The sequence below is a fragment of the Pseudoroseicyclus sp. H15 genome (assembly GCF_054353345.1).
Genome location: NZ_JBTHJE010000001.1, coordinates 391409 through 415196 on the forward strand (window position 1 = coordinate 391409; position 23788 = coordinate 415196).

16 protein-coding genes and 1 tRNA gene are annotated in these 23788 nt (G+C 67.7%); 8 read left to right on the forward strand and 9 right to left on the reverse strand.

From position 1 onward, the window contains the following. The first annotated feature begins 2 nt into the window (after positions 1-2). Positions 3-1394 (forward strand): adenosylhomocysteinase, encoded by a 1392-nt coding sequence (gene ahcY, locus ACXN5S_RS01790; protein WP_458603670.1) that lies wholly within the window; start codon positions 3-5, stop codon positions 1392-1394. A gap of 206 nt (positions 1395-1600) precedes the next feature. Here the strand turns inward: ahcY and ACXN5S_RS01795 are convergent, their stop codons facing one another. The 4 genes from ACXN5S_RS01795 to tsaD all read right to left on the reverse strand — a co-directional run bounded on the left by ACXN5S_RS01795 (position 1601) and on the right by tsaD (position 5108). Beyond that, positions 1601-2017, reverse strand: a complete 417-nt coding sequence (locus tag ACXN5S_RS01795) for a DUF1761 domain-containing protein (RefSeq protein WP_458603671.1) — start codon at positions 2015-2017, stop codon at positions 1601-1603. A 611-nt stretch (positions 2018-2628) separates the two neighbouring features. Then, positions 2629-3051, reverse strand: coding sequence for an EVE domain-containing protein (locus ACXN5S_RS01800; protein WP_458603672.1), 423 nt, complete (start codon positions 3049-3051; stop codon positions 2629-2631). Between the two features lie 6 nt (positions 3052-3057). Next, a complete protein-coding gene (locus tag ACXN5S_RS01805) occupies positions 3058-4017 on the reverse strand; it encodes an NAD(P)H-dependent glycerol-3-phosphate dehydrogenase (protein WP_458603673.1) in 960 nt (319 codons plus the stop codon). Then, complete coding sequence (gene tsaD, locus ACXN5S_RS01810; RefSeq protein ID WP_458603674.1) at positions 4014-5108, reverse strand: tRNA (adenosine(37)-N6)-threonylcarbamoyltransferase complex transferase subunit TsaD; 1095 nt, start codon at positions 5106-5108, stop codon at positions 4014-4016. Before tsaD ends, ACXN5S_RS01805 begins: the two co-directional genes overlap by 4 nt. 87 nt (positions 5109-5195) lie before the next feature. Between tsaD and ACXN5S_RS01815 the strand changes: the two genes are divergently transcribed. The 5 genes from ACXN5S_RS01815 to ACXN5S_RS01835 all read left to right on the forward strand — a co-directional run bounded on the left by ACXN5S_RS01815 (position 5196) and on the right by ACXN5S_RS01835 (position 11485). Continuing rightward, complete coding sequence (locus ACXN5S_RS01815; RefSeq protein WP_458603675.1) at positions 5196-5870, forward strand: uroporphyrinogen-III synthase; 675 nt, start codon at positions 5196-5198, stop codon at positions 5868-5870. Positions 5871-6008: 138 nt separating this feature from the next. Continuing rightward, positions 6009-7685 (forward strand): COG4223 family protein, encoded by a 1677-nt coding sequence (locus tag ACXN5S_RS01820; RefSeq protein ID WP_458603676.1) that lies wholly within the window; start codon positions 6009-6011, stop codon positions 7683-7685. After that, positions 7685-9217 (forward strand): heme biosynthesis HemY N-terminal domain-containing protein, encoded by a 1533-nt coding sequence (locus ACXN5S_RS01825; RefSeq protein ID WP_458604069.1) that lies wholly within the window; start codon positions 7685-7687, stop codon positions 9215-9217. The genes ACXN5S_RS01820 and ACXN5S_RS01825 overlap by 1 nt, the downstream gene beginning before the upstream one ends. Before the next feature lie 147 nt (positions 9218-9364). Further along, positions 9365-11266 carry a M10 family metallopeptidase C-terminal domain-containing protein gene (locus ACXN5S_RS01830; protein ID WP_458603677.1) on the forward strand — a complete coding sequence of 634 codons (1902 nt, stop codon included), beginning with the start codon at positions 9365-9367 and terminating at the stop codon, positions 11264-11266. 143 nt (positions 11267-11409) lie between these two features. Then, positions 11410-11485: transfer RNA gene (locus ACXN5S_RS01835), tRNA-Thr, on the forward strand. A gap of 49 nt (positions 11486-11534) precedes the next feature. Here the strand turns inward: ACXN5S_RS01835 and ACXN5S_RS01840 are convergent. Continuing rightward, on the reverse strand, positions 11535-12515 hold the full coding sequence (locus ACXN5S_RS01840; protein ID WP_458603678.1) for a hypothetical protein: 981 nt from the start codon (positions 12513-12515) through the stop codon (positions 11535-11537). A 433-nt stretch (positions 12516-12948) separates the two neighbouring features. Between ACXN5S_RS01840 and ACXN5S_RS01845 the strand changes: the two genes are divergently transcribed. Next, positions 12949-16494: a calcium-binding protein gene (locus ACXN5S_RS01845; protein WP_458603679.1), complete on the forward strand. Its 3546-nt coding sequence runs from the start codon at positions 12949-12951 to the stop codon at positions 16492-16494. Here ACXN5S_RS01845 and ACXN5S_RS01850 read toward each other — a convergent pair whose 3' ends face one another. Together ACXN5S_RS01850 and ACXN5S_RS01855 are read right to left on the reverse strand one after the other, a co-directional pair. Then, on the reverse strand, positions 16495-17157 hold the full coding sequence (locus ACXN5S_RS01850) for an ABC transporter ATP-binding protein (protein WP_458603680.1): 663 nt from the start codon (positions 17155-17157) through the stop codon (positions 16495-16497). It lies immediately after the preceding gene. 13 nt (positions 17158-17170) lie between these two features. Further along, complete coding sequence (locus ACXN5S_RS01855) at positions 17171-18631, reverse strand: capsule biosynthesis protein (RefSeq protein ID WP_458603681.1); 1461 nt, start codon at positions 18629-18631, stop codon at positions 17171-17173. 113 nt (positions 18632-18744) lie between these two features. Between ACXN5S_RS01855 and ACXN5S_RS01860 the strand changes: the two genes are divergently transcribed. After that, the gene (locus tag ACXN5S_RS01860; RefSeq protein ID WP_458603682.1) at positions 18745-19680 is read left to right on the forward strand and encodes a glycosyltransferase; all 936 of its coding nucleotides are present in this window, start codon (positions 18745-18747) and stop codon (positions 19678-19680) included. Positions 19681-19788: 108 nt separating this feature from the next. Here ACXN5S_RS01860 and ACXN5S_RS01865 read toward each other — a convergent pair whose 3' ends face one another. Further along, entirely contained in the window at positions 19789-22344 is a 2556-nt protein-coding gene (locus ACXN5S_RS01865) for a glycosyltransferase (RefSeq protein WP_458603683.1), read from the reverse strand. A 73-nt stretch (positions 22345-22417) separates the two neighbouring features. Then, positions 22418-23560, reverse strand: a complete 1143-nt coding sequence (locus ACXN5S_RS01870; protein WP_458603684.1) for a polysaccharide biosynthesis/export family protein — start codon at positions 23558-23560, stop codon at positions 22418-22420. Positions 23561-23788: the final 228 nt, after the last annotated feature.

The window sequence follows — 23788 nt, forward strand, 5'->3', positions numbered from 1 at the left end:
GAATGGCCGAAGATTACGTTGTCCGTGACATCAACCTCGCCGAGTATGGCCGCAAGGAACTCGACATTGCCGAGACCGAGATGCCGGGCCTCATGGCCACGCGTGAGGAATACGGCGCCTCGAAGCCGCTGAAAGGCGCGCGCATCGTCGGCTCGCTGCACATGACCATTCAGACCGCCGTGCTCATCGAGACGCTGGTCGAGCTGGGCGCCGATGTGCGCTGGGCGTCGTGCAACATCTTCTCGACGCAGGACCACGCCGCCGCCGCCATTGCCGCGGGCGGCACGCCGGTGTTCGCCGTGAAGGGGCAAACCCTTGAAGAGCATTGGGATTACCTCGACCGCTCCTTCCAGTTCCCCGAAGGCGCCAACATGATCCTCGACGATGGCGGCGATGCGACGCTCTACGTGCTGCTCGGCGCCCGCGTCGAAGCTGGCGAGACCGGCCTGATCGAAGCGCCGACCTCGGAAGAGGAAGAGGCGATCTTCGCGCAGATCAAGAAGCGCATGAAGGAAAGCCCCGGCTGGTTCACCAAGACGCGCGACGCGATCAAAGGTGTTTCCGAAGAGACCACCACGGGCGTGCATCGCCTGTACGATCTGCACAAGAAGGGCCTGCTGCCCTTCCCGGCGATCAACGTGAACGACTCGGTGACCAAGTCGAAGTTCGACAACAAGTACGGCTGCAAGGAATCGCTGGTCGACGGCATCCGCCGCGCGACCGACGTGATGATGGCCGGCAAGGTCGCCGTCGTCTGCGGCTATGGCGACGTGGGCAAGGGCTCCGCCGCCTCGCTCGCCGGCGCCGGCGCCCGCGTGAAGGTGACGGAGGTCGACCCGATCTGCGCCCTTCAGGCCGCGATGGACGGGTTCGAGGTGGTGCGGCTGGAAGATGTCGTCGCCACGGCGGATATCTTCGTCACCACCACCGGCAACCGCGACGTCATCCGCATCGAGCATATGCGCGAGATGAAGGACATGGCGATCGTCGGCAACATCGGCCATTTCGACAACGAGATTCAGGTGGCCAGCCTGCGCAACCACAAGTGGACGAACATCAAGGATCAGGTCGACATGATCTCGATGCCGTCCGGCAACCGGATCATCCTGCTCTCGCAAGGGCGCCTCTTGAACCTCGGCAACGCCACCGGCCACCCCAGCTTCGTGATGAGCGCCTCGTTCACCAACCAGGTGCTCGCGCAGATCGAGCTCTGGACGAAGGGCGAGGAATATCAGCCCGGCGTCTACATCCTGCCCAAGCATCTGGACGAGAAGGTGGCGCGTCTGCATCTCGACCGGATCGGCGTGCGCCTGACGGAGCTGCAGCCCGAGCAGGCCGCCTACATTGGCGTGACGGTCGAAGGGCCGTTCAAGCCCGAGCATTACCGCTACTGAGCGGGCCGACTTGCGAAACGAAAGGGGCGCCCAGGTGGCGCCCTTTTGCTTTGCGGGTTCGCTAAAATCCGAAGCACTCCGCCGATCAAGATACGGGCCGGTAACGTGATTTTGGCGGAGAGCTGTCAGATAGGCGCTGGGACCGCGTGCCTGGAGGCGCGGGGGTGAGTGGGGGCCTCGGCATTTGTGCCGGGGCCCATTTCACATCAGACGACCACGACGGCGGGGCTGAGCAGCGCCAGCACGAGGCCCATGATCCCGCAGCCGAACACCGCATAGCCGCCGTCGATCAGCGTCAGTTTGAACGGCCGGAAGGTGTAGGCGTAGTTCATCATCGTCCAGGGCGCGATGAAGAACAGCCCCACGCCGAGGCCAGAGGTGAGCCCGCCGTGCCAGGTGGCGATGCCGGTGGCGCGGAAGATGTGCTGCATGAAGGTCGCGACGATCAGCATAGCGATGACCGAGAGCACATAGGGCAACGCGCTGCCCTGCGTCTGCGGCCGGCCCTCCACGTCACGCTTCAGGCCTGCGGCCTCTGCCCAGGGTTTCGCGAGAAGCATGTACCAGACAGCGCCGAAGAGCCATGCCGCCAGTGCGGCAGCGATTATCCCGAGAATGCCCATCGAAACCATCCACTATGTTGATACCAACATGGCAATGGCATGGACGGTACGCTTTGGGAATAGGGCTTGGCCCGTTCCCTCAGACGAAAGCGGCAAGCAGGCCAGCCCAGAAGATCGTGCCAAAGAGTGCGGCGGGGGCGATCCACCAGCCCGCGGCCGGCCGCCCTGATATTAGGCCTACGCGGCGGAAACGGGCGGGGCGGTGAAGTTGGGCAATCATACGCAAGGCTCCTGAGCAGGTGTCAGAAGCAGGCTAGCGCCGGCTCGCGCTGAGTACGGCAGGGCGGTCGCCCAGCTCTCGTGCAGAGGCGACCATCGCCTGTGCAGCCAATGTGCAGAGCGAAAGACAGAAGTATTGCGGAACAACGGACTAGGCCAAGTTAGCCCGAAGCAAGCGCCCCAAGCAGGCCATCTAGAACCGGCTGGCGAGCGCAGCTACAGGCGCCAGCCATGCAAGCGCACCGAAGACGCTGGCGGGAACGATCCACCAACCCTCGAAATGGCCAACCCCCGGCCTCGTCTCAATTCTCTCATTAACGTCACGCATGGCGGGCTCCTCCCACACCGACACGTACGATTAGAGAAGTTAACGCAGGCTCAATGGGTTCCTGTCAAACGCTTTCATTTTTAGACAACTCGAGAATGACCGCCCATTCCTCTTCAGTCACAGGCTGAACCGACAGGCGGGAGTTGTTGGCGAGCACCATGTCTTTCAGGCGCGGCTCGGCCTTGATTTCCTTCATCGTCACCGCCCGTTTCAGCGGTTCGACGGCGCGGATATCGACGCATTCCCAGCGCTCGTCATCGGTGGTGGAATCCGGATGAGCGCGGTTGCAGACCTCGACAATGCCCACGATCTCCAGCCCCGTGCGGGAATGGTAGAAGAAGCCCTGATCGCCCTCTTCCATCGCTCGCATGTTGTTGCGGGCCTGGTAATTGCGCACGCCATCCCACTGTTCGCCTTCATCGCCGCGGGCGACCTGATCGTCCCACGACCAGACATCGGGTTCGGATTTGAAGAGCCATTTGGCCATGCGATTCTATTCCTCTTTCAGCGGTCGTGAGAGTAGCCCGGCCAGCACCTCGGCCACATCGGCCTCGCCGGCGACCAGCGCAGCAACGGCACCGGTGATCGGCAGATCCACCCCGATGCGCTCCGCCAGCGCCATCGCGGCACCGGCAGTGGCGGCGCCCTCGACGGTGACCGAAGGGTCGAAACCTTCGCCCGAGCCGACGGCGAGGCCATAACGGTAATTGCGCGAGCCGGCGGAAGTGGCCGTGAGCACGAGGTCGCCGAAGCCGGAAAGGCCGGCGAGCGTCTCTGCCCGCGCGCCAAGGGCGAGGGCGAGGCGCTGCATCTCGGCGAAGCCCCGGGTGAGCAGGGCGGCGCGGGCGCTTTCGCCGAGCTTGGCGCCCATGGCAGCGCCGCAGGCGATGGCCATGACATTCTTCAGGGCCCCGCCCAGCTCGGCGCCCGTCACGTCGGTCGAGCGGTAGAGGCGCAGAGAGGGGGTGGAGAGCAGGTGCTGCAGATGCTCCGAGCAGCTGTCGTCGCCGCAGGCTAGCGTCAGGGCGGTCGGCAGGCCGCGCGCGATATCGGCGGCGAAGGAGGGGCCGGTCATCACGGCGGCGGGGGAACCGGGCAGCGCGGCCTCGATCAGCGCGGTGGGGCCGGTGACCGTTTCCAGGTCGATCCCCTTGGCGCAGACCACCAGGGGGCGCCCGCCCAGCATGGGCGCCGTCGACAGAAACCCACGGAGGGCCTGGGCAGGGACCGCGAGCAGCACGGCTTCGGACTCGGCCAGATCGCTCAGGTCAGAGGTCAGCCGAACGCTCTCGGGCAGCTCGGCCTCTGGCAGGCGAGGCAGGCGGCGGGTCTGTTTCGCCTCGGCGATCACCGCGGCGTCGCGGCCCCAGAGGACAACCTCACGCCCGGCGAGCCCCTCGGCGATGGCGAGCGCGGTGCCGAAGGCTCCGGCTCCGGCGACGGCGATGCTCATGCCTTGGCCCCTTTTTTGCCCGAGCCGATCATCGGCGCGGCGGTTTCGTCCAGCGGCCAGCGCGGCCGGGCACAGAGGCTAAGATCGTCGACCAGCCCCTCCGCCAGCCGCAAGCCGCCGGCATAGGCGATCATCGCGGCATTATCGGTACAGAGCGCGAGGGGAGGCGCCGCAAAGGCCACGCCGGCACTCGCCGCCTCTGTCTCCAACGCGGCGCGGATGGATTGGTTCGCTGCGACGCCGCCGGCGACGGCGAGTGCGGGGGCTTCGGGGGCCAGCTCGAGGTAGAGTTTCAGGGCCCGCCGCGCCTTGGCGGCGAGGATATCGGTGACGGCGGCCTGGAAGGCGGCGGAGAGGTCGGCCACGTCCTGCGCACCGAGCCCGCCCTGCTCGGTCACCAGCCGGTCGCGGGCCCGCAGCAGTGCCGTCTTGAGGCCGGAGAAGGACATGTCGCAATCGGGCCGGTCGAGCAGCGGTCGGGGCAGATCGAAACGGGCCGCGTCGCCCTTGGCTGCCGCCCGTTCGACATGCGGCCCGCCCGGCTGGGGCAGGCCCAGCAGGCGCGCGGCCTTGTCGAAGGCCTCGCCCGGCGCATCGTCGATGGTGCCGCCGAGGCGGGTGAACTCCGTCGCCGAGCGCACGATGAGAAACTGGCAATGCCCGCCGGAGACGAGGAGCGTGAGGTAGGGATAGCTCAGCCCGTCGGTGAGCCGCGGCGTCAGCGCATGGCCGGCCAGGTGGTTCACCCCGATCAGCGGCAGCCCCGTGGCGGCGCTCAGACCCTTGGCGAGCATCACGCCCGACAGCACCCCGCCGATTAGCCCGGGCCCGGCGGTCACGGCGATGCCGTCCAGCTGCGTCAGGCCCAGCCCGGCCTGCTCCAGAGCCGCCTCAACCGCCAGATCGAGCTTCTCGGCATGTGCGCGGGCGGCGATCTCGGGCACCACGCCGCCGAAGGCCGCATGCAGCGCCTCCTGGCTCATGACGACGTTGGAGAGGATCTCGCCCCGCCCCTCCGCAATCCGCACGATGGCGGCGGCGGTGTCGTCGCAGCTCGATTCGATGCCCAAGAGGGTGAGGGTCTGGCCCATGTCGCTCCCATTGCGGCTGTGTCTCAGCGAGGTAACATCGGGGCAGGGTGCGAACAATGGCGCCCTGCGGAGAGGAGGGCAGCCGAGGTGGCGCGACCGTGGCTGATCATCACGCGGCCAGATGCGGCCGCCCGGCGCTTTCAGGCGGAGCTGGGCGACGTCGGGGCTGATTGCTTGATCTCGCCCATCATGGCGGTGCTGCGCCGCCCCTTCGCGCTGCCCGATCCGGTGCCCGACGGGCTGATCCTCACCTCCGAAAATGCCGCCTTCGCTGTCGCCAGCCTCACGCCCGGCCTGCCGGCCTGGTGTGTCGGCCAGCGCACTGCAAAGGCGGCTGCGGCGGCTGGGGCCGAGCCGGTGTTTGTGGCCAGCACGGCCGAGGCGCTGGTGGCCGCGATGTCGGAGCATCCGCCGGATCTGAACCTGCTGCATCTGCGCGGCGCCCATGCCCGCGGCGACGTGGCCCGGCGGCTGGGGGCGCAGGAGCGCATCGTCTATGTGCAGGAGCCGCGGTCGCTGACGGCTGAGGCGCGGGCAGCGTTGGCCGGCGACCGGCCCGTTGTGCTGCCCCTCTTCTCGCCCCGCTCGGCCACGCTGGTGGCGGCGGAGGCTGAGGTGAGCGCGCCGGTCACGGTGGTGGCGATGAGCGAAGAGGTCGCCTCGGCCGCGCAGCCGCTCCGCCCCCGCCGGATCGAGCTGGCCGCAAGCCCCGACGGGCGAGAGATGCGGGCGGCGGTGCGGCGGGTGATCGCCGCGCTATAAGGCGGCAGGGCCGGTACCATTGTCCGCGCCACGGCCTCTGCGGCGCTTTGCGGCGGTGCAGCGCTTGAGGCGGGCGGTCATGCGGACTAGTTTTCAGGGAACAGCGCCAGTGCGGCGCACAAAGCGAAGGGGCGAGGCGTGGCAAGATCATCGAAGGGCCGATCGGGAAAGACCAGCCCAGCCGGGATCGAGGACGCCGAGATCGTCGGCGGCCCCGACAAACCGGAAGAAACGCCCGCGCCCGATTCGCCGCAGGAAAACCCCGATCGCCCGCCGGAGCCGAACGAGGTTCCCGAACCCGCGCCGCAGGAGGCGCCCGATCTCGACCCCGACGCGCTGCCCGAGTCGCCGCCGGAAGAGACCCCGGCGGAGGAATCACCCATCGAGATCCCCGGTGAGACCGGCCCGAGCGAAGAAGCTCCGGCAACGCCGAGCGAGCTGCCGCCCTCTCCCTCCGAAGTGCCGGGCCCCGGCCACATCCCCGGCAGCCCGGGCGAACAGCCGCCGGGCGCGCCCGATGAGATTCCCCCGCCGCCGGACGAGACGGACAGCCTTGGCGTGGCCGAGCGCGCCGCCGTGGCCGACTGGGGCCGCACGCCGCCGGACGAGGTGATCGCCGAGGCGAAAGCGGAAGAAGAGCCCCCCGCCGCCGACGCACCGCCGGCCGCCCCCGTGGACGAGCCGGAAGAAGAGCAAGCGGCGCCCGTCGCCTCCTCCGTGCCGACCGCGCGCAAGGCGCCCTCGGAAAGCACTCCGCCCGCCGCAGAGCCGGCACCGCGGGAGACGCCAGCCGCCCCGCCGGCCCGTCGGGGCGGCTTCGTGGCCCTGGTGCTGGGCGGCGTCGTTGCCGCGGCGCTGGGCTACGGCGCCCACTGGTACCTGACCGAACAATCCGCCGGCGACCGCGAGTCGGAGATCGCCGCGCTGCAGACCCGCATCGACGATCTTCAGGCCGAGCTCGGCGCGCTCCCGCCGCCGCCCGAGGAGCCGGATCTGGCGCCGCTGCAGACGGCTATCGACAGCAACAGCACCGCCATGGACGAGCTACGCGCCGATCTTTCCGGCCAGATCGAGGCGCTGGGCACCCGCATCGATGAAGTCGAGCGCGCGCCCTCCGCCGATGGCACGCTCACGCAGACGGCCCTCGAATCCTGGCAGGCCGAGCTCGACTCCGTTCGCGCCGAGATCGCCGACCAGCAGGAACGCTTCGGCGCGCTCGCCGATGACGCCGCCCAGCGAATGCAGGAAGCGCAGGATCAGGCCGCCGAGGTACAGGCCGCCGCCGAGGCCAGCGCCGCGCGCGCCACCTCGCTGGCCGGCCTCTCCCGCATCCAATCGGCGCTGGAAGCCGGCGCACCCTATGAGGCGGCGCTGGCGGAGTTCCAGAACGTCTATAGCGGCGACATCCCCCCCGCTCTGGCCGAGGCCGCGCCCGAAGGCGTGCCGACGCTGTCCGAGCTGCGCGAGACCTACCCCGCCGCGGCCCGTGCCGGGCTGGCCACGGCGCGTGAGGAGGGGCTGTCGGGCGAAGAGGGCAACCGCTTCACCGCCTTCATGCGCAACCAGTTCGCCGTGCGCTCGACGCAGCCGCGCGACGGCGATGCGCCCGATGCCATCCTTTCCCGCGCCGAAGCGGCGCTGGAGGATGGCCGGCTGAACGACGCTCTGGCCGAACTGAACACGCTGCCCGAAGTGGTGCGCGCCTCGATGACGGAATGGCTCGCCGCCGCAGACCTGCGCGCCCGGGCCCTCGCCGGCGCCGAGGCTGTGGTCGCCGAGATCAATGCAGGCGAAACCGCCGCGGAAGGTGAATGATGCTCTGGTCCCTTATCAAGCTGCTCCTGTTCATCGCCGCCGTTCTGGTGGCCACCTGGGGCGCCGTGCAATTGCTCGAAGTCTCGGGCCAGGCCGTCATCACGCTGCCGGGCTTCGAATTCACGCTGACGCCGCTGCAGATGGTTCTGGGCCTTCTGGTCTTCGCGCTGCTGGTCTGGCTGGTCATCAAGGCCGTCGGCCTGCTGATTGCCTTCCTGCATTTCCTCAATGGCGACGAGACGGCGGTGTCGCGCTACTTTAACCGCAACCGTGAGCGGCGGGGCTTTGCGGCGCTGGCCGATGGCATGGTCGCGCTCGCCTCAGGCGAAGGGCAGCTGGCCATCACCAAGGCGCAGCGCGCCGAGCGCCTGCTCGACCGGCCGGAACTGACGAACATCCTCACCGCCCAGGCCGCCGAACTGGCGGGCGACCGGCGCAAGGCCGAGGAGACCTACAAGAAGCTGCTGGCCGACGAGCGCACGCGCTTCGTGGGCATCCGTGGCATCATGAAGCAGCGCCTGGCCGAGGGCGACAGCGAGACGGCGCTGAAGCTGGCGCAGAAGGCTTTCGAGCTGAAGCCCCGGCATGAAGAGGTGCAGGACACTCTGCTGCGCCTGCAGGCCGAAAGCCACGACTGGGCCGGGGCGCGCAGCACGCTGGGCGCCAAGCTGAAATCGGGCTCGCTGCCGCGCGACGTGTACAAGCGGCGCGACGCCGTGCTGGCCCTCAGCGAGGCGAAGGACGTCTTCTCCGACGAGAGCACCATCGAGGCGCGCGAGGCCTCGATCGAGGCGAACCGCATGTCGCCCGATCTCATCCCCGCTGCCGTGATGGCCGCCCGCGCCTATATCAAGGCCGGCAACAAGCGTTATGCCACGCGGGTGCTGCGCAAGGCGTGGGAGGTGCACCCGCACCCCGACCTTGCCGCCGCCTTCGCCGAGATCGAGCCCGATGAGACGCCGCAGCAGCGCCTCAAGCGCTTCTCGTCGCTCACGAAGAGCCAGACGAGCCACCCCGAGACCAAGATGCTGCTCGCCGAGCTGCAGATCGCCGCCGAAGATTTCCCGGCCGCCCGCCGGGCGTTGGGCGACCTGCCGGAGACCGACCCGACCGCCCGCAACCTGGCCCTGATGGCCACCATCGAGCGTGGCGCGGGGGCCGACGAGAAGGTCGTGCGCGCCTGGCTTGCCAAGGCGCTGGTGGCGCCGCGCGGCCCGCAATGGGTTTGCGACAAGTGCCACAATATCCACGCGCAATGGGCGCCGATCTGCGACAATTGCGGTGGCTTCGATACGCTCTCCTGGGTCACGCCGCCCCGCGAAGAGCTGGTGATGCCCGGCAATGCAGACATGCTGCCGCTCTTTGCCGAAGCGCCCGGTGTGGCGCCTGAGCCGGGTGAACCGGCGCAGGGCACGCTCGTGATCGCCGAAGACACGACCGGCGATGTCGACCCGGCTGTCGTTGCGGCCGAGGAGGCGAAGCAGGACGGCGCCAGCACCGGCTCGCCGGACGATGCGCCCAAGACTGCATAAATATTAACCATAATCCCGTGTCAAAATCGCCCGTCGGCCATCGTTTTGAACGATTTGTTGACATGGTTGGGTCATTGACCCCGTCGTGACCCGCGGCGGGGCGTGTCTGGTTACCCGCTCGTTCGGGCGGTCAACAGGGAGAGCCTCGTGGCGCAAGAAGTTCAAATCGCAAATTATCTGGCGGCCGGTTACTGGCTGGATATCGGCTCTGTGCCGCACCGGTTTCAGCAGCCCGTCATTACGTACGACATTTCCAGCCTCACGCCTTCCGGCAAAGAGCAGGTGACAGCGGCGCTCGAGGCCTGGTCGCTTTATGCGAACCTCACCTTCCGCCCCTCGGGCAACGCCGACATCACGTTCAAGAACACCAGCCCCGGCGCCGTGACCAACGCCAGCTTCACGAGCAGCGGCGTGACCGACAGCGCGATCGTCAACATCAGTTCGAGCTTCCGCGCGGGCAATGGCGATGCGATCGGGCGCTACAGCTTTCAGACCTACGTTCACGAGATCGGCCATGCCCTCGGCCTCGGCCACCCGGGCAATTACGATGTCTCGGCCAAATACGCGCAAGACGCCAAGTTCGTGCACGATTCGTGGCACACGACGCTGATGTCGTATTTCAGCCAGACGGCGAACCCGAATTCCGGCGCCTCGCTCGCCCTCGCCGCCACGCCGATGGTGGCCGATATCCTGGCAATGCAGCTGCTCTACGGCGCCACGCAGGGCGGCCCGACGGCCGGCTTCACAACCTATGGCGTCGGCGCCAATACCGGCACCTATCTGGATGATTTCTTCGCCCACAAAGCAGGTTCGCCGAAGACGAACACCTTCGCCATCTATGACGAAGGCGGGAAGGACCACATCAACTTCTCTGACGATGTCAGGGATCAGACGGTCAAGCTCGCCCCCGGCAGCTATTCCGATGTCTACGGTCTGACCGGCAACATGGCCATCGTGCCCGGCACGGTGATCGAGAAGTACAGTGCCGGCTCGGGCGACGATGTTGTCAACGGCAACGGCTCGGGCACGTCGATCTACGGCAATGCCGGTCAGGACAAGATCTCAGGCGGTGGCTCGCGCGATTGGCTCTTCGGCGGCAACGGCAACGACAAGGTCTTCGGCAGCAACGGCAGCGATTTGCTCTACGGCGACAATGGCCGTGACGAGATCCATGGCGGCAACGGCGACGACCGGCTGCAGGGCGATGACGACGAAGATCTGCTGTTCGGCGAGAATGGCGACGACAAGCTCTACGGCGGCTGGCAGGCCGATTCGCTGATCGGCGGCAAGGGCCACGATTACCTCTATGCCGGCGGCGGCAAGGACTGGGCCGATGGCCGCGGCGGCCGCGACACCGTGAAGGGCGGGCAGGGCGATGACTTCCTGCGCGGCGGCGACAACCACGACCTGGTCGACGGTGGCGGCAGCAACGACACGCTGTATGGCGACACCGGCGACGACACCGTGATGGGCAACGTCGGCGACGATACGCTCTTCGGCAACGGCGGGATCGACGATCTCGGTGGCGGCGAGGGCAACGACACGCTCTACGGCGGCCGGCACGATGACTTCCTCAACGGCTCTGTCGGCGACGACATGCTCTACGGCGGCGACGATGACGACAGCATCCTCGGTGGCCAGGGCTTTGACGAGATCTACGGCGGCTCGGGCAACGACCGGATCGACGGCCAGGCCGACGACGACTTCATCTACGGCGATGCTGGCGATGACATCATCTGGGCCAAGCTCGGTAATGACACCATCGACGGCGGCGCCGGGGATGACGATCTCTACGGCGGCGCCGGTGCAGATGTCTTCATCTATGCCGATGGCGGCGTCGACGTGATCCATGACTTCGAGAATGACCTCGACACGATCTACATCGACCGCGATCTGCTGATCGATCCCAGCGCAAGCGTAGAGGAACTGATCGACGACGCTCGTGTGGTTGCTGGCAGCACGTCTATCGGGCTGGTGGAGGGCGGCAGCATCGTCTTCCAGGGTCTGTCGAACCCTGGGTTGCTGGCCGACGACATCACCTTCTTCTAGGTGAAACAGCCGGGCCGGAGGGGGCGCAAAATTGCGCTTTCCCCTTCGGCCCGCCGATGCTATGTGCCGCCCGCACGGTCGGCGCTCCCCTCAGCAGGGAGCAGCGACGGGAGCTGAAAATCGGCCGCTGCGGCGACCGAGATGCCGGTGTAGCTCAGTTGGTAGAGCACGTCATTCGTAATGATGGGGTCGGGGGTTCGAGTCCCTTCACCGGCACCAGCTCCCCCCACCAAACCATCGCGAGATCACGAACCGCCAGGGCCAAGCCCTAGCGGTCGTCGCGCCATTGCACGTAGTCGGCTTCCTGCGGCTTGGGCACCATCAGGCCGAGCTCCGGCTCCCAATGATGCAGAGCAGGCGCATCCACCGGGTTGCGCCAGACACGGAACAGCCCCTCGGGCTCGGCCCAGCCCAGCGGGCCAGAGACGGCCTCGGCCGCTGCGACTGCGGCGGCCCAGCTTTGCGCCGTGGCGGGGCCATGGCTGATCGAGCAGGCCTGCCAGGGCGAACCCGGCCAGCCGTGGTTCCACCGGCGAATGGCCTGGCCGACCCGCCGGGTCAGCGCCATGCCATGCGAGCTTCTGTCGGCCTCGATCAGCTCCGGCAGGCGGCCTGATGAGGCGAGCGCCGAGAGAAAGGCGCAGAGCGTGCCGGCGTTGCACTCCGGCTGGGTGATCGCCCAGAGCACGGTCGAGAGCTGATCCTTGCTGTCGAGGTCGATCTCGGTGGCGAGCGCATGCCAGAGCGCCGGGTCGGCCTCGGCCTGATCCAGCACGAAACCCAGCAGCCCGTGGCCGCCGAGATCTACCCTGCCCTCAGCCCGCCAGGTACGGACGGCCGCGTCGAAGGCCTGCCGCTCGCGCAGATACCGCTCGCGCTCAGCCGCGATCTTCGCTGCCTTCGTGCGCAGGTCGCCCACCTGACGCGGCTCGATGAAATGCGACAGGGCGGCTTCGGCCTGCGTATCGGGTGCGACGATGACCTGCAGCACGAGCCAGAGCGCGATGAGTGCGGAATCGTTCAGATCTTCAAAGCGGCTGACGCCGAAATGCTTGAGCCCGCCGTGAAGGACATTGGCGACAAACAGCTCAACCGGGATCGGCCCCTCGTGGAACTGTGCGTAATCGGGGATGCGCAGCCGCCGCGACAGCTCGGCGACCAGCGCCGCGCGCTCGGGCACGCCACCCTCACCGGGGCGGCTGCCCCGCTCGGGCCGCACGCCCGACCCGCGCCAATAGCGGCGGCGCATCGCACGACGATGCCACAGCCCCAAGGGGATCGCTGCCACGCCGGCCAGCAACAGCCCGATAAACAGGCCTTCAGGAAGAACCGCGCCCGCCAACAGCGGTGACGCCAAAATTGCAATCGTTACACCACCAAGAGCAATCGCGGTGATCGAGCCTTTGTCGATCGCCCGCGACCTGCTGACTATGCCCGCCATCTCGCACTCCTCGTGCCGCGGTCTTGGAAAATGAAATCTTCTCCGAATGTGGCTGACCTTTGGCGCCGAGATGGCCAAGTCGATGGCGTTAATGTGGTCTTAAAACGGCACCGCAGGTTTGCATAAAACCCATTGAAAAGTAGATCGAAACGCCCTTCGCTGGCCACTTTTCGGTAAGCCACCTTTCTCAACCCTTGCCCGATCTACGCCCCATCTTTTTGGCGCGGATGGGGGCATCCAGATGAGCATTGTCGAAGTGGGCCGCGTGGCCTGGCTGGCGGGTGGGTACGAGCAAACCTATCTGGTCGGTATCACGGATATCTGGGTCGAGCAGGGCGCCGAAGGGCCCGTGCTTTACACCATCAGCGAGGCGGGCCGCGCGCTGGTGAGCTGGTCGCTTGAGGGCGACACCTTCTCGGTGATCGATGGGCTGTACCTGCCCTCGGCCTATACGCCGGGCGTCGATGCCGCCGTCACCCTGGTCGACATCGCCGGGCTGCAATTCGCCTGCGTCACGGGTGTGGCGAACGAGGCGGTAACGCTGAGCTTCGTCGACGATGCCGGCGTGTTCACCCCCTTCGGCGCGCCGAACCCGTTCTACGCGCTGCCCGATGACGTCAGCCAGGTGCTTCTGCTCGACGCGGGCGGAGAGAGCTACATCTACGGGCTTCGCCCCGGCTGCGACGGCATCTCCACCTGGCGCGTCAGCGATGGCGGCACGCTTGAGGCGGTGTCGATCTGCCCGCCTGAGCGGCCCGCTGCCTCAGGCCCCGGCCTGTCGGATCTGGCCTCGCTGCAAGGGCATGGGCAGACCTGGCTCGTGGGCGCCAGCACCCATCTCGATGCGATGGTGCTTTTCCGCGTGGGCTCCAACGGCGTGCCGGAAGAGACGGGCCGGATGTGGAACATGACTGGCATCGGGCTCGACTCGCCCTCGGCCATCGTCGCGGCCGAGGTAGGCGGGCATGGCTATGCGGTCATGGGCTCCTCCGTCACCTCCACGCTCACGGTCGCCGAGATCATGGCCGACGGCAGCCTGCGGGTGACCGACCATGTGCTCGACAGCCGCGACACGCGCTTTCAATGGGTCTCGACGCTCGAGATGATCGAGATCGACGGGCGGGTCTATGTCGCCGCGGCGGGCGGCGATCACGGCATCACGCTGATGGAGCTGCTGCCCGGCGGCCGCCTGCTGACGCTGGCGGTGGTCGAGGATCAGACCGACACGGGCCTCTTCACAATCACCGACATCGCCCTCGCTGAGGCGGACGATGGCGGCATCGACATCTTCGTCACCTCCGGCTCCGAGCCGGGGCTCACCTGGCTGCATGCCGATCTCCCCAATGCCGGGCGCAGCGATGCGGCCCCTTCCGGCGGTGGCTCGCTGGCGGGCAGCGGCGGCGCCGATGTGCTGGGCGGCGGCGATGGGGCCGACCTTCTGTTCGGCGGCAATGGCGACGACATTCTGATCGACGGGGCCGGCAGCGACACGCTGACGGGCGGTGCGGGGGCGGATGTGTTTTTCCTCGAAGCGGATGGCCGCGTCGATGTCATCGAAGATTTCGAGCGCGGGCGCGACAGCATCGACCTCTCGGCCTGGACCTTCCTGCGCAACACCGGCCAGCTCGGCGTGGTCGAGCGCAGCTGGGGGGCGGAGATCCGCTTCGACAATGAGGTGCTGCGCATCTACACCGCCGACGGCCGCCCGCTGACCGAGGCGCAGGTGCTGGAGATGGACCTGATTCCCCTCGAACGCCTGATGCCGAGCTGGGTGCCCGATCTGGTGCCGCCGAAGACTGTCACGGGCACCGATGGCCGCGACGACCTTTATGGCGACGAGGCGGGCGACACCGTGATCGGCGGCGGCGGCGATGACCGGCTCTACGGGCTGGAGGGCGGCGACACGCTGTTGGGCGAGATGGGCAACGACCGCCTGTATGGCGGCGAGGGCCAGGACTGGATGGAGGGCGGTGACGGCAGCGACCTGCTCGACGGCGGCAAGGGCTCTGATCTGCTGCATGGCGGCGATGGCAATGACACTGCCTACGGCGGGTCCGATGACGACCTTCTGCTCGGCGGCGACGGCCATGACGCGATGGATGGCGGCGGCGGCAATGACGCGCTTGAGGGCGGGCGCGGCGATGACCGGCTGGAGGGTGGCAGCGGCAATGACGAGCTGAAAGGCGATGCGGGGCGTGACCTGCTCTACGGCGAGGAGGGTCATGACATCCTCCGCGGCGGCGCCGATACCGACACGCTCTACGGCCAGACCGGCAACGACAACCTGGGTGGCGGCGATGGCAACGACTCGCTCCTCGGCGGCTCAGGGGATGATGTGCTGGGCGGAGATGCAGGCGGCGACCGTATGAAAGGTGAGGATGGCCGCGACACGCTCGACGGCGGGTCGGGCGCCGACCTGCTCTATGGAGGCAACCATGACGACAGGGTCTTCGGCGGCAGCGAAGCCGATACGCTCTGGGGCGACGCCGGGGCCGACCGGCTGGATGGCGGCAGCGGTGACGACGTGCTCTACGGGGGCACGGGCCATGACAGCGCCAATGGCGCGGGCGGGCACGACCGGCTCTATGGTGAGGAAGGCGACGACACTCTGCTGGGCGACAGCGGCAACGACCGGCTCTACGCGGGCGCCGGCCATGACCGGCTGGATGGCGGCTCTGGCGATGACCTGATCTATGCCCACGCCGGCCACGACCGGCTCGCCGGTGGCGACGGGGCCGACACGGTCTTCGGCGGCGATGGCAATGACCAGCTCGATGGTGGCCATCAGCGCGATTCCCTCTACGGCGAGGCGGGCAGCGACACGCTCAGCGGCGGCGCCGATCACGACCTGTTCTATGGCGGCGCCGATGCCGACGTTCTGCGCGGCGGCGGCGGCAATGACGTGCTCTACGGCGAGAATGGCCGCGACGAGATCTTCGGCGATGCCGGAGAAGACCGGCTTCTCGGCGGCAATGACAACGACAAGCTCTACGGCGGCGACGACAAGGACGTGCTGAAGGGCCTCGCCGGCGTGGATTTCCTCGACGGTGGCTATGGGGCCGACCTGCTCTACGGCGGGGCGGGCGCGGATTCGATCACCGGCAAGGAGGGGCACGACAGGCTCTATGGCGACGATGGCACCGACACGATCGGCGGCCATGACGGCAACGACGTGATCTATGGCGGCAAGCACAACGACCGGCTGCTGGGCGGCTATGGCAGCGACACGCTGTACGGGCAGGACGGCTGCGACAAGCTCGAGGGCGGGCACCACCCCGATACGCTCTGGGGCGGCGGCGCGGCCGACAAGCTTTACGGCATGAACGGGACAGACATGCTCTATGGCGGCGGCGGCAACGACCTCGTCCAGGGCGGAATGCATGCCGACAAGCTCTGGGGCGAGAATGGCAACGACACGCTGGTGGGCGGCGAGAACAACGACAAGCTCTACGGCGGCAACGGCCACGACGTGCTGAAGGGCAACAACGGGCCCGACAAGATGTTCGGGGGCACGGGGAACGACCAGTATTTCGGGGGCGGCCAGGCCGACATCTTTGTCTTCGAGCGCGGCAAGGACGTGATCAAGGACTTCCAGCTCGCGCAGGACAGCATCCAGATCGATCGCTGGCTGCTGGACGGCGCCAAGATGAGCGGCCAGGCGATCCTAGATACCTACGGCCATCTTCAGGGTGGCGACACGGTGCTGGATTTCGGCGACGGGCACAGCCTGCGGATCAAGAAGATCACCGACTGGAACGCGCTCGACGATACGATCGGGATGATGTGATCAGCGCGGCTTGTTCGAGTTGAACTTGTGCACCTCGATGGCCTCGTCGATCTCGTTGAAGTAGGTCAGCCGCCCGCCTTCCAGCACCAGCCCGGCAGAGCAGAGTTCGCGCGCGCTGCCGGGCGCGTGGGTGACGAAGATGGCGCCGGAATCCTTCAGGCGTTCCTTCAGCACCGCGTCAGACTTGCGCTTGAAGCCGGCGTCGCCCACGGCGGTGATCTCGTCGAGCAGGTAGGTGTCGAACTTCAGCCCCATCGACACGCCGAAAGCGAGGCGCGAGCGCATGCCCGAGGAATAGCTGCGCAGCGGCAGGTTGAAGTGTTTGCCCAGCTCGGCGAAGTCGCGAACGTAATCCATCAGCGAATCCGTATCGACGCCGTAGATCCGCGCGACGAAGCGGATGTTCTGCGCCCCCGTCATGTCGGGGTGGAACGAGCCGGCATAGCCGACGGGGAACGAGATGGTGCCGTCGGTGAGGATCTCGCCCGCGGTCGGGTTGGTGGTGCCGGCGATCATGCGCAGCAGCGTGGATTTGCCGGCGCCGTTGCGGCCGAACAGCGCGATGCCGGTCTTCGACGGCAGCACCAGCGTCGATTCGTGCAAGACGCGCTTGGCCGTGCCGTTCAGCACGTAGACCTTGGCCACTTTGTTGAACAGAATCATGGGCGAACGGGCGTCAGCGCCGGTCCTTGAAGGCGTAATAGGCAAGCACGCCCATCGCCCAGATGAGGAAGGCGAAGAAGGCGATCAGCGCCAGGATCGTCAGCCGCTGGGGATATTCGGGCGTCTCGGCCAGCGTGGGCCGCACGTGCGTGGCGAGATACCGGCTTTGCCGCTGCGATTCCGCCACGGCCGCGTCGTAAGAGGCGCGGGCGGCAGCGTAGCTTTGCTCGGCGAAGTTCAGATCGACGGCGAGGCTTTCGTATTCGCCCACCAGATCGGCGAACAGCTCCGACTGGCCCGAACGCCCGTCGCCGCCAAGTCCGAGCTTGGCGCGCTCTTCGGCGATGCGCTGCTCGATCACGGCGATGCGGCGTTGCTCCTGCTCGATCCGCGGGTCGGTGTCGCCCGCCGTCTGGCGCAGCATGTCGACCTCGATCAGCGAATTGGCGAGCTGCGATTGCAGCTGCGAGAGAATGCCCATCTGGCTGGTGATCGAGGCTTCGGGGTCGACGATCTGATTGTCGTTGCGGAAGCGGGTGATCGCCTCGCGGGCCGTCTTCAGGCGCTCGACTGTCAGGTCCAGCTCGTCGCGGGCGTAGCGGGTGGCATCCTGCTGCGCGTCATACGACAGGCGGTTGATCATGCGCGAGCTCTCGGCAACGATCGTCTCTGCGATGAGCTGCGCATCCTCGGGCGTGAAGGCCTCGGTTTCGATGTTGAGCAGGCCGGTGCTGCCGTCTTTGTAGACATGCACCATGCGGCCCCAGTAGTTCACCAGATCCTCGATCGTGCCGGGGGCGTGGTAGACGAAGATCGGGTCCTGCTCTTCGTCACCCTTCGACCAGATGCTGCGCAGATCGATCAGCGAGTCGATGCGCGTCACCATCTCCTGGCTCTGCAGGTACTGGTGAAGGATATCGACATCGTTCGACGAGCCGCCGCCGAGCGCCGCGACGCCGCCGAGAAGCTCGAGCGCCGAGCTGACTTCCTGCGTGCGGATCGACAGGCCGGCTTCCGAGGCATAGCGGTCGATCGCCCGCTCCCACAGGTACCAGCTGCTCGCGATCACCGGGACGACCACGATGTAAAGAAAGGCAAAGACGACCGACCAGTGCCGCTTGCGCGGATGGCTGCGCGCCGGGGCAGCACGAGTCGCCGCCTGCGCGGCGGACTGGCCCTTGGGCTTCTGCGGTTGGGGCTGCTGGTTAGGTGCCTTGGCGGGGGCGGCCTTGCCGGTGGCCTGACCCTCGGGGCGCGGCTGCGCCTTGCCGGCGTTGCCCTTGGCGGTATGGCCGCCGCCCTGATTTTGCAGGCGTTCGGTTTTTTCGGCCTGCGCGCGCGCGATCGCGGCCTTCCGCTCGGCGAGAGAGAGGACGGATTTGTCGTCGCTCTGGGCGTTGGCCGGGCGTTGGTCTTTGGGCTCGTCGCCGTCACCAGTAGCGCGGGGGCCGCCCTCGTTGGGGTTCTGGGACAAAGAGGCCTCTGCTCGCCGGTTGAAACTCGTTGCTCCTTCCTACATAGAAACGAGCGCACTGACCAGAGTGCCGGATGGGGCGGCCCGAGCTCGCGACCAGCTTCGAGAATTGAATGGCAGCGCCACATATCCACATCCTTCTCTGCACGCATAACGGCGGCGCACATCTGGCCGACCAGCTCGAATCCTACGCGGCGCAGGCCCATGGCGACTGGTCGCTCTGGGTGTCGGACGATGCCTCGACCGACGGCACCCGCGCCACGCTTGCCCGCTTCGCCGACAGGCATCCCGGCCGCAGGGTGACGGTGTTCGACGGGCCGGCGCTGGGGCCGGCGGCGAATTATCTCTCGCTTATCCTGCGGCCCGAACTGCCCGAAGGCTGGGTGGCGCTCTCCGATCAGGATGACGTCTGGCTGCCGCACAAGCTGCAGCACGGGCTGGCGGAAATGGGCGCGCGGGGCGCGCAGGTCTATGCCAGCCGGACGATCCTGGTGGATGCGCATCTCACCCGTATCGGCCCCTCGGTGGTGCACAAGCGCGGCCCGAGCTTTTCGAATGCGCTGGTGCAGAACATCCTGGCCGGCAACACGCTGATCCTCGACCCCGATGCCTTCGCCCGGCTCAGGGCGATGACGGCGGCGGCGGTGGAAGAGGGCATCAACCCGCCGCATCACGATTGGTGGATCTACCTGGCCATGTCCGGCGCGGGCATGCCGATCATCAACGACCTGCGCCCCGGTCTGCTCTACCGCCAGCACGACAGCAATTCGCTGGGTGCCCACCGCGGCCTGCGGGCTGGCACGGCGAGGGCGACGCTGCTGAAGGACCGGCATTACGCGGGCTGGCTGGCCACGAACCTTTCCGCCCTGTCCGCTGCCTCGATGTACATGACGCCGCCGAACCGCACCTTGGCCGAGGCCTTCGGCGCCATGCGGCAGGTGAAGGGCGGCGCGGCGCGATTGGCAGAGCTGCGGCGGCTGGGCCTGAAGCGGCAGAGCTGGCGCGGCGATCTGGTGCTGGCGGGACTGGCGCTGACGGGGCGGCTGTGAGGGTGGTTCTGGCGGGCTGACGCCCGCCGCTGCCCGCTCAACCCGCGCCTACGCTAGCCGGGCGGGTGCGACGCGGAATTGTAGTGGCTCTTCAGCGCCCCGCCGTCACTATACGGCAGTAAACGCCTCCAGCGCCGCCTCTTCCGGCGCCTTGCCCGGAGTCAGCGGGATCACGCGGCCATTCGGCGCGCGGGCCACCGCCGCGCCCTGGGCGCCCAGATGGAAGGACCAGACGGGCAGGCCCGTCGCGAGGGCTTCGTGGGTGGTGTAGGAGAAGGTCTCCGGCCAGATCGAGGGGATGAACCACTCGGTCACGCCGTAGCGCTCCACCAGCATCTGCAGCTCGCCCAGCTTGTAATCGCCATGCACCTGCACCTCGAGCGGCGGGGCATAGGCCGGGTCGATATTGCCGATCACCACCAGCTTCGGCCTCTCGCCCCCCGTCAGAGACCCGCCGAGCGCCGAGACGACCTTGGCGCCCTTATGATAGCCGAGGTTGCCCAGCGTCGCGATCACGCGGGGGCTGCCGGCGGGCGGGGCGGAGAGCTGCGGCACTTCCGCCAGCAGACCATGCGGCTGCACCCGGATCTTTCCCTCCGCCTGCGGATAGGCGGCGGCGACATGGGCGGCGCTGTCTTCAGAGAAGCAAGTCAGCGCATCGGCGGCATCCACGAGCTTGCCCCAGGCGGCGCGCCACTCGGCGAGGCCCGCGGGCTTGGCGAGCAGGCCGCGATAGCTGTGCGCCTTGTCGGCCTCCGCCTCTTGCCCGGCGGGCACGACACCGCTGAAGCGGCCATCGGCGCCCATCAGGGTGTACGAGGGCGAGACGGGGAAGAAATCGTGGAACAGGATGTCCACCCGTCCCTCATCCGCCGCCTCGGCCATCGCCAGCAGCTCGCCGGGCAGCGCCATGGCCTGCGAGTCGCCCACGCCGCAGGAATAAACGACCTCCCGCCGGCGGATCGGCTGCAGCAGGCGCATCAGCACGTCGGTATCGTCGAGCGAGGTGGAAAGCGTGCCCTTGGGGCTCATCACATCCACCATCCAGCGCCGCCCGCCGCCGACCCTCAGCACGATGGCGGGGCGGCCGGTGACGGCCAGCTCGGTCTCGATCTTGTCCAGCAGCCAGTTCTCGGCGCCGCCGCCGATGGTATGGGCGAGGTAGATGGGCACCAGCGCATCCTTGGCCCCCTCGGCGGCGCGCGCGTCGCTCCATGCCCCGGCCCAGGCCATGGCCAGCGCCATGCGGGCCGAGATCAGCGGATCGGCAGCGATCCAACGCTGCACCTCGGCATCGTAGCCGGGGTAGCGTTTTTCGATCATCGCGCCGTTCTTCTTCACCAGCGCCAGCTTGGTCTCGGAGCCGAAGCTCTCGCCGCCCCGATGCTCGACGTAGAGCGTAGCAAGCGCGAGGTTCCGCCCCCCTTCCGCCAGCGCTTTGCGGCACCAGTCGACCTCTTCGCCGTAGCCCTTGCCAAAGGCGGTATCGAGCGCCGGGATCTTGGCGAGATAGGCGCGGTTCATCGCCATGCAGAAGCCCATGCCCGTTGGCACCTCGGCTTGGGTCAACGGGCCTGACAGGCGCTGCGCCTCGCGGTCGATGATGTCGGCCATGCCGGGGAGGATCGGCGTCTGCACGCAAAGGGCGGGGGCTGAGAAGATCTCTGCATCGTTCGCCATCGGCGTGACACTGGCGACATCCGGCTCGGCCACGATTGGGGCAAGCAGGCGCGAGGCCCAGCCTGCCGGCACGAAGGCGTCGGAATTGAGCAGCACGACATGGCGGTTCAGCTCGGCCGCACGGGCGAGGCCGCGGTTGACGGCGCCGATGAAGCCGAGGTTCTCGTCGTTCTCCATGAGCTCGATGCGCCCCGCCTCGCCCGGATGTGCCGCTTCATGGGCGGCCACGCGCTCGCGCAGCCAGGGCCGCACGCGCTCGTCGGGCGATTTGTCCTCCACCACGATCAGGCGGAAGGGCAGGTCGGTGTGCTCGATGACGCGGGCAATCACCTCATCGAGCAGCTCGAAGGCATTGTAGACGGGCAGGACGATGGCGATTTCGGCCTCGCCCTCCTGCGGCACGGGCCGCCCCTCGTTGCCGAAGGCCGAGCCGAAGATCGTCTCGTCAAACGAGAGCGAGAGCTTGTGCAGTTCCAGCCCCAGATTGGCCTTCACCTGTGCCCGGGCGGCGAGATCGTGGCGCATCAGCCAGCGGATGGCGGCGGGAGCGGAGCGCAGGCAGGCCCAGGCGAAGCTGGCGGCCAGGCGCGTCTGGCCGCGCATCTGGTCGGGCGCGGGCAGGGCGATGATCACCGGGTCGCCGCCGGCGGCGGCATCGAGCTGCACGTAGGGCACATGCCCCACCGGCAGCTCGGCCCGCGGGGCCGTCAGGTCGAAGCCGACCTCGGGCCGGATATCGAGCGAGCGGGCGACATCATGGCGCGCCAGCGAGGGTACGGCGGCAGCCCTCTCGCGCCCGAAGCGCAGCACAACCTGGCTGGCCAGTGTCCACCCCGCGATGCGCAGGCCTTTGCCATCGAGCTTGATGAAGTCGATCCGGCCGATCCGGCGGCCGGAGTTGTCGTACATCTCGAAGCCCGGCATTTCGGCTCGGAAATGCGCGGTGGCGTAGCGGCTGTAGAGCGACGCGATACGTCTAAGCATTCCCGGCCCCGGCGAGTGATGTGCGGCGGGCGGTGGCTTCTCCTCTGCGGCGGCTCAAGTCAAGCGCCGCCCGTCACAAGCGGTCCGCCACGCCGGCGACACTGCCGAGGATCGAGATAATGGCCTGCGCAGAGGTCAGCGGGCTTTCGGTGGCGTAAACGAGGTCGCCCGAATAGATCGGGAAGCGCCCGGCAGAGAACAGCCCGTCGGCCGAGGTGAGGTCGATGGTGAACACGACGCGGGTCATCGGCGGCCCCGAGCCATCGGCGCGGACGGCAGAGGCGGGATATTCGCGCAGCACTAGAATGCCCTGCGGATTGGCGCGGTTGTCGGCGAGGCCGCCGACGACCGACATCGCCTCGAGCGCCGTCATCGCATCTTTCGTGAAGGGATGGACGGATTCGCTGCCTGTGGCGCCGAGCGACAGGAAGAAGCGGTCATCCTCCTCCACCAGCACCCGGTCGCCCCGACGCAGCGTGGTGTCGAGCGAGGGCTCGGAGAACAGGCGCGAGACCGAGGTGCCGTAAACGGCGCCGCTCCGCATCAGGCGGATCTGCGGATTGCGCAGCGCGTTCTGCACGCCGCCGCCCCGTGCCAGCAGTTCGAGGACGGTGTAATCCTGGTTGGGCAGCGGATAGGCGCCCGGCGAGGCAACGCCGCCCACCAGCGCCACGGTGCTCTCTGGTCCCTCCGTCATCTCAAGCTGCACCTGAGCATTCGGCGTGACGGTGGCGAATTCTTCCTCGACCCGCTCGCGGGCATGGTCGGGGCTCATCCCGGCGACACGCACTTCGCCCACATAGGGCAGGAAGATCGCGCCGCTGGCGGAAACCGTGAGGTCGGCCATCCTGATCGAGCGCTGGCCCGGCGAGGTGAGCAGCGAGTTCTCTTCGGCCGTCCAGAGGGTGATGTTGATCAGGTCGCCCGAGGCAATGATGCGGTTCGCCGGCTCGGCGGTGCGGGCGATCCAGTTCAGCGCCGGCTCGCCGAGCGCGGGCCAGGCGGCAAAGCGCGGCAGCGTCTCGCGCGTGACCGGCTCGACAGTGAAGTCGCGCACCGCTTCGCCAGTGGCGGTGCGGGCGCTGGCGGCCAGAACTTCTGACTCCAGCCCCGCGCCGCGCGGCAGGGTGCATCCGGCGAGGGCAGCAAGCAGGACAATCGTTCGCGGCAGCGCGGTGCCGATGATGCGCGGCCTGCGCGTCGTCGCCGTGACCATGAGGCCTCCCCCGTTCTTCTTTTCGGGCTGGCAGCCCCCTGAGGCGCAGCATTACTTAACCTGCCGCATCAGGGGAACACCCTGCCGCTGCGCAGGTGGTTTTTTGCGCAGCGCTTGCGAGGATCGCGTGGGCTGACTAGTACTTTCGAAGTTATGTATTAGAGGGTGGCGGGCCTGTGCCTGCCAATTTTATCACGAATGCGTCAAACCGCCGTCCAGCCTGACACC

Coding starts and splice junctions, on each gene's coding strand:
- ACXN5S_RS01845 (WP_458603679.1), top strand. CDS start 12,949: ATGAGCATTGTCGAAGTGGGCCGCGTGGCCTGGCTGGCGGGTGGGTAC.
- ACXN5S_RS01795 (WP_458603671.1), bottom strand. CDS start 2,017: ATGGGCATTCTCGGGATAATCGCTGCCGCACTGGCGGCATGGCTCTTC.
- ACXN5S_RS01800 (WP_458603672.1), bottom strand. CDS start 3,051: ATGGCCAAATGGCTCTTCAAATCCGAACCCGATGTCTGGTCGTGGGAC.
- ACXN5S_RS01825 (WP_458604069.1), top strand. CDS start 7,685: ATGCTCTGGTCCCTTATCAAGCTGCTCCTGTTCATCGCCGCCGTTCTG.
- tsaD (WP_458603674.1), bottom strand. CDS start 5,108: ATGGGCCAGACCCTCACCCTCTTGGGCATCGAATCGAGCTGCGACGAC.
- ACXN5S_RS01865 (WP_458603683.1), bottom strand. CDS start 22,344: ATGCTTAGACGTATCGCGTCGCTCTACAGCCGCTACGCCACCGCGCAT.
- ACXN5S_RS01870 (WP_458603684.1), bottom strand. CDS start 23,560: ATGGTCACGGCGACGACGCGCAGGCCGCGCATCATCGGCACCGCGCTG.
- ahcY (WP_458603670.1), top strand. CDS start 3: ATGGCCGAAGATTACGTTGTCCGTGACATCAACCTCGCCGAGTATGGC.
- ACXN5S_RS01860 (WP_458603682.1), top strand. CDS start 18,745: ATGGCAGCGCCACATATCCACATCCTTCTCTGCACGCATAACGGCGGC.
- ACXN5S_RS01850 (WP_458603680.1), bottom strand. CDS start 17,157: ATGATTCTGTTCAACAAAGTGGCCAAGGTCTACGTGCTGAACGGCACG.
- ACXN5S_RS01805 (WP_458603673.1), bottom strand. CDS start 4,017: ATGAGCATCGCCGTCGCCGGAGCCGGAGCCTTCGGCACCGCGCTCGCC.
- ACXN5S_RS01840 (WP_458603678.1), bottom strand. CDS start 12,515: ATGCGCCGCCGCTATTGGCGCGGGTCGGGCGTGCGGCCCGAGCGGGGC.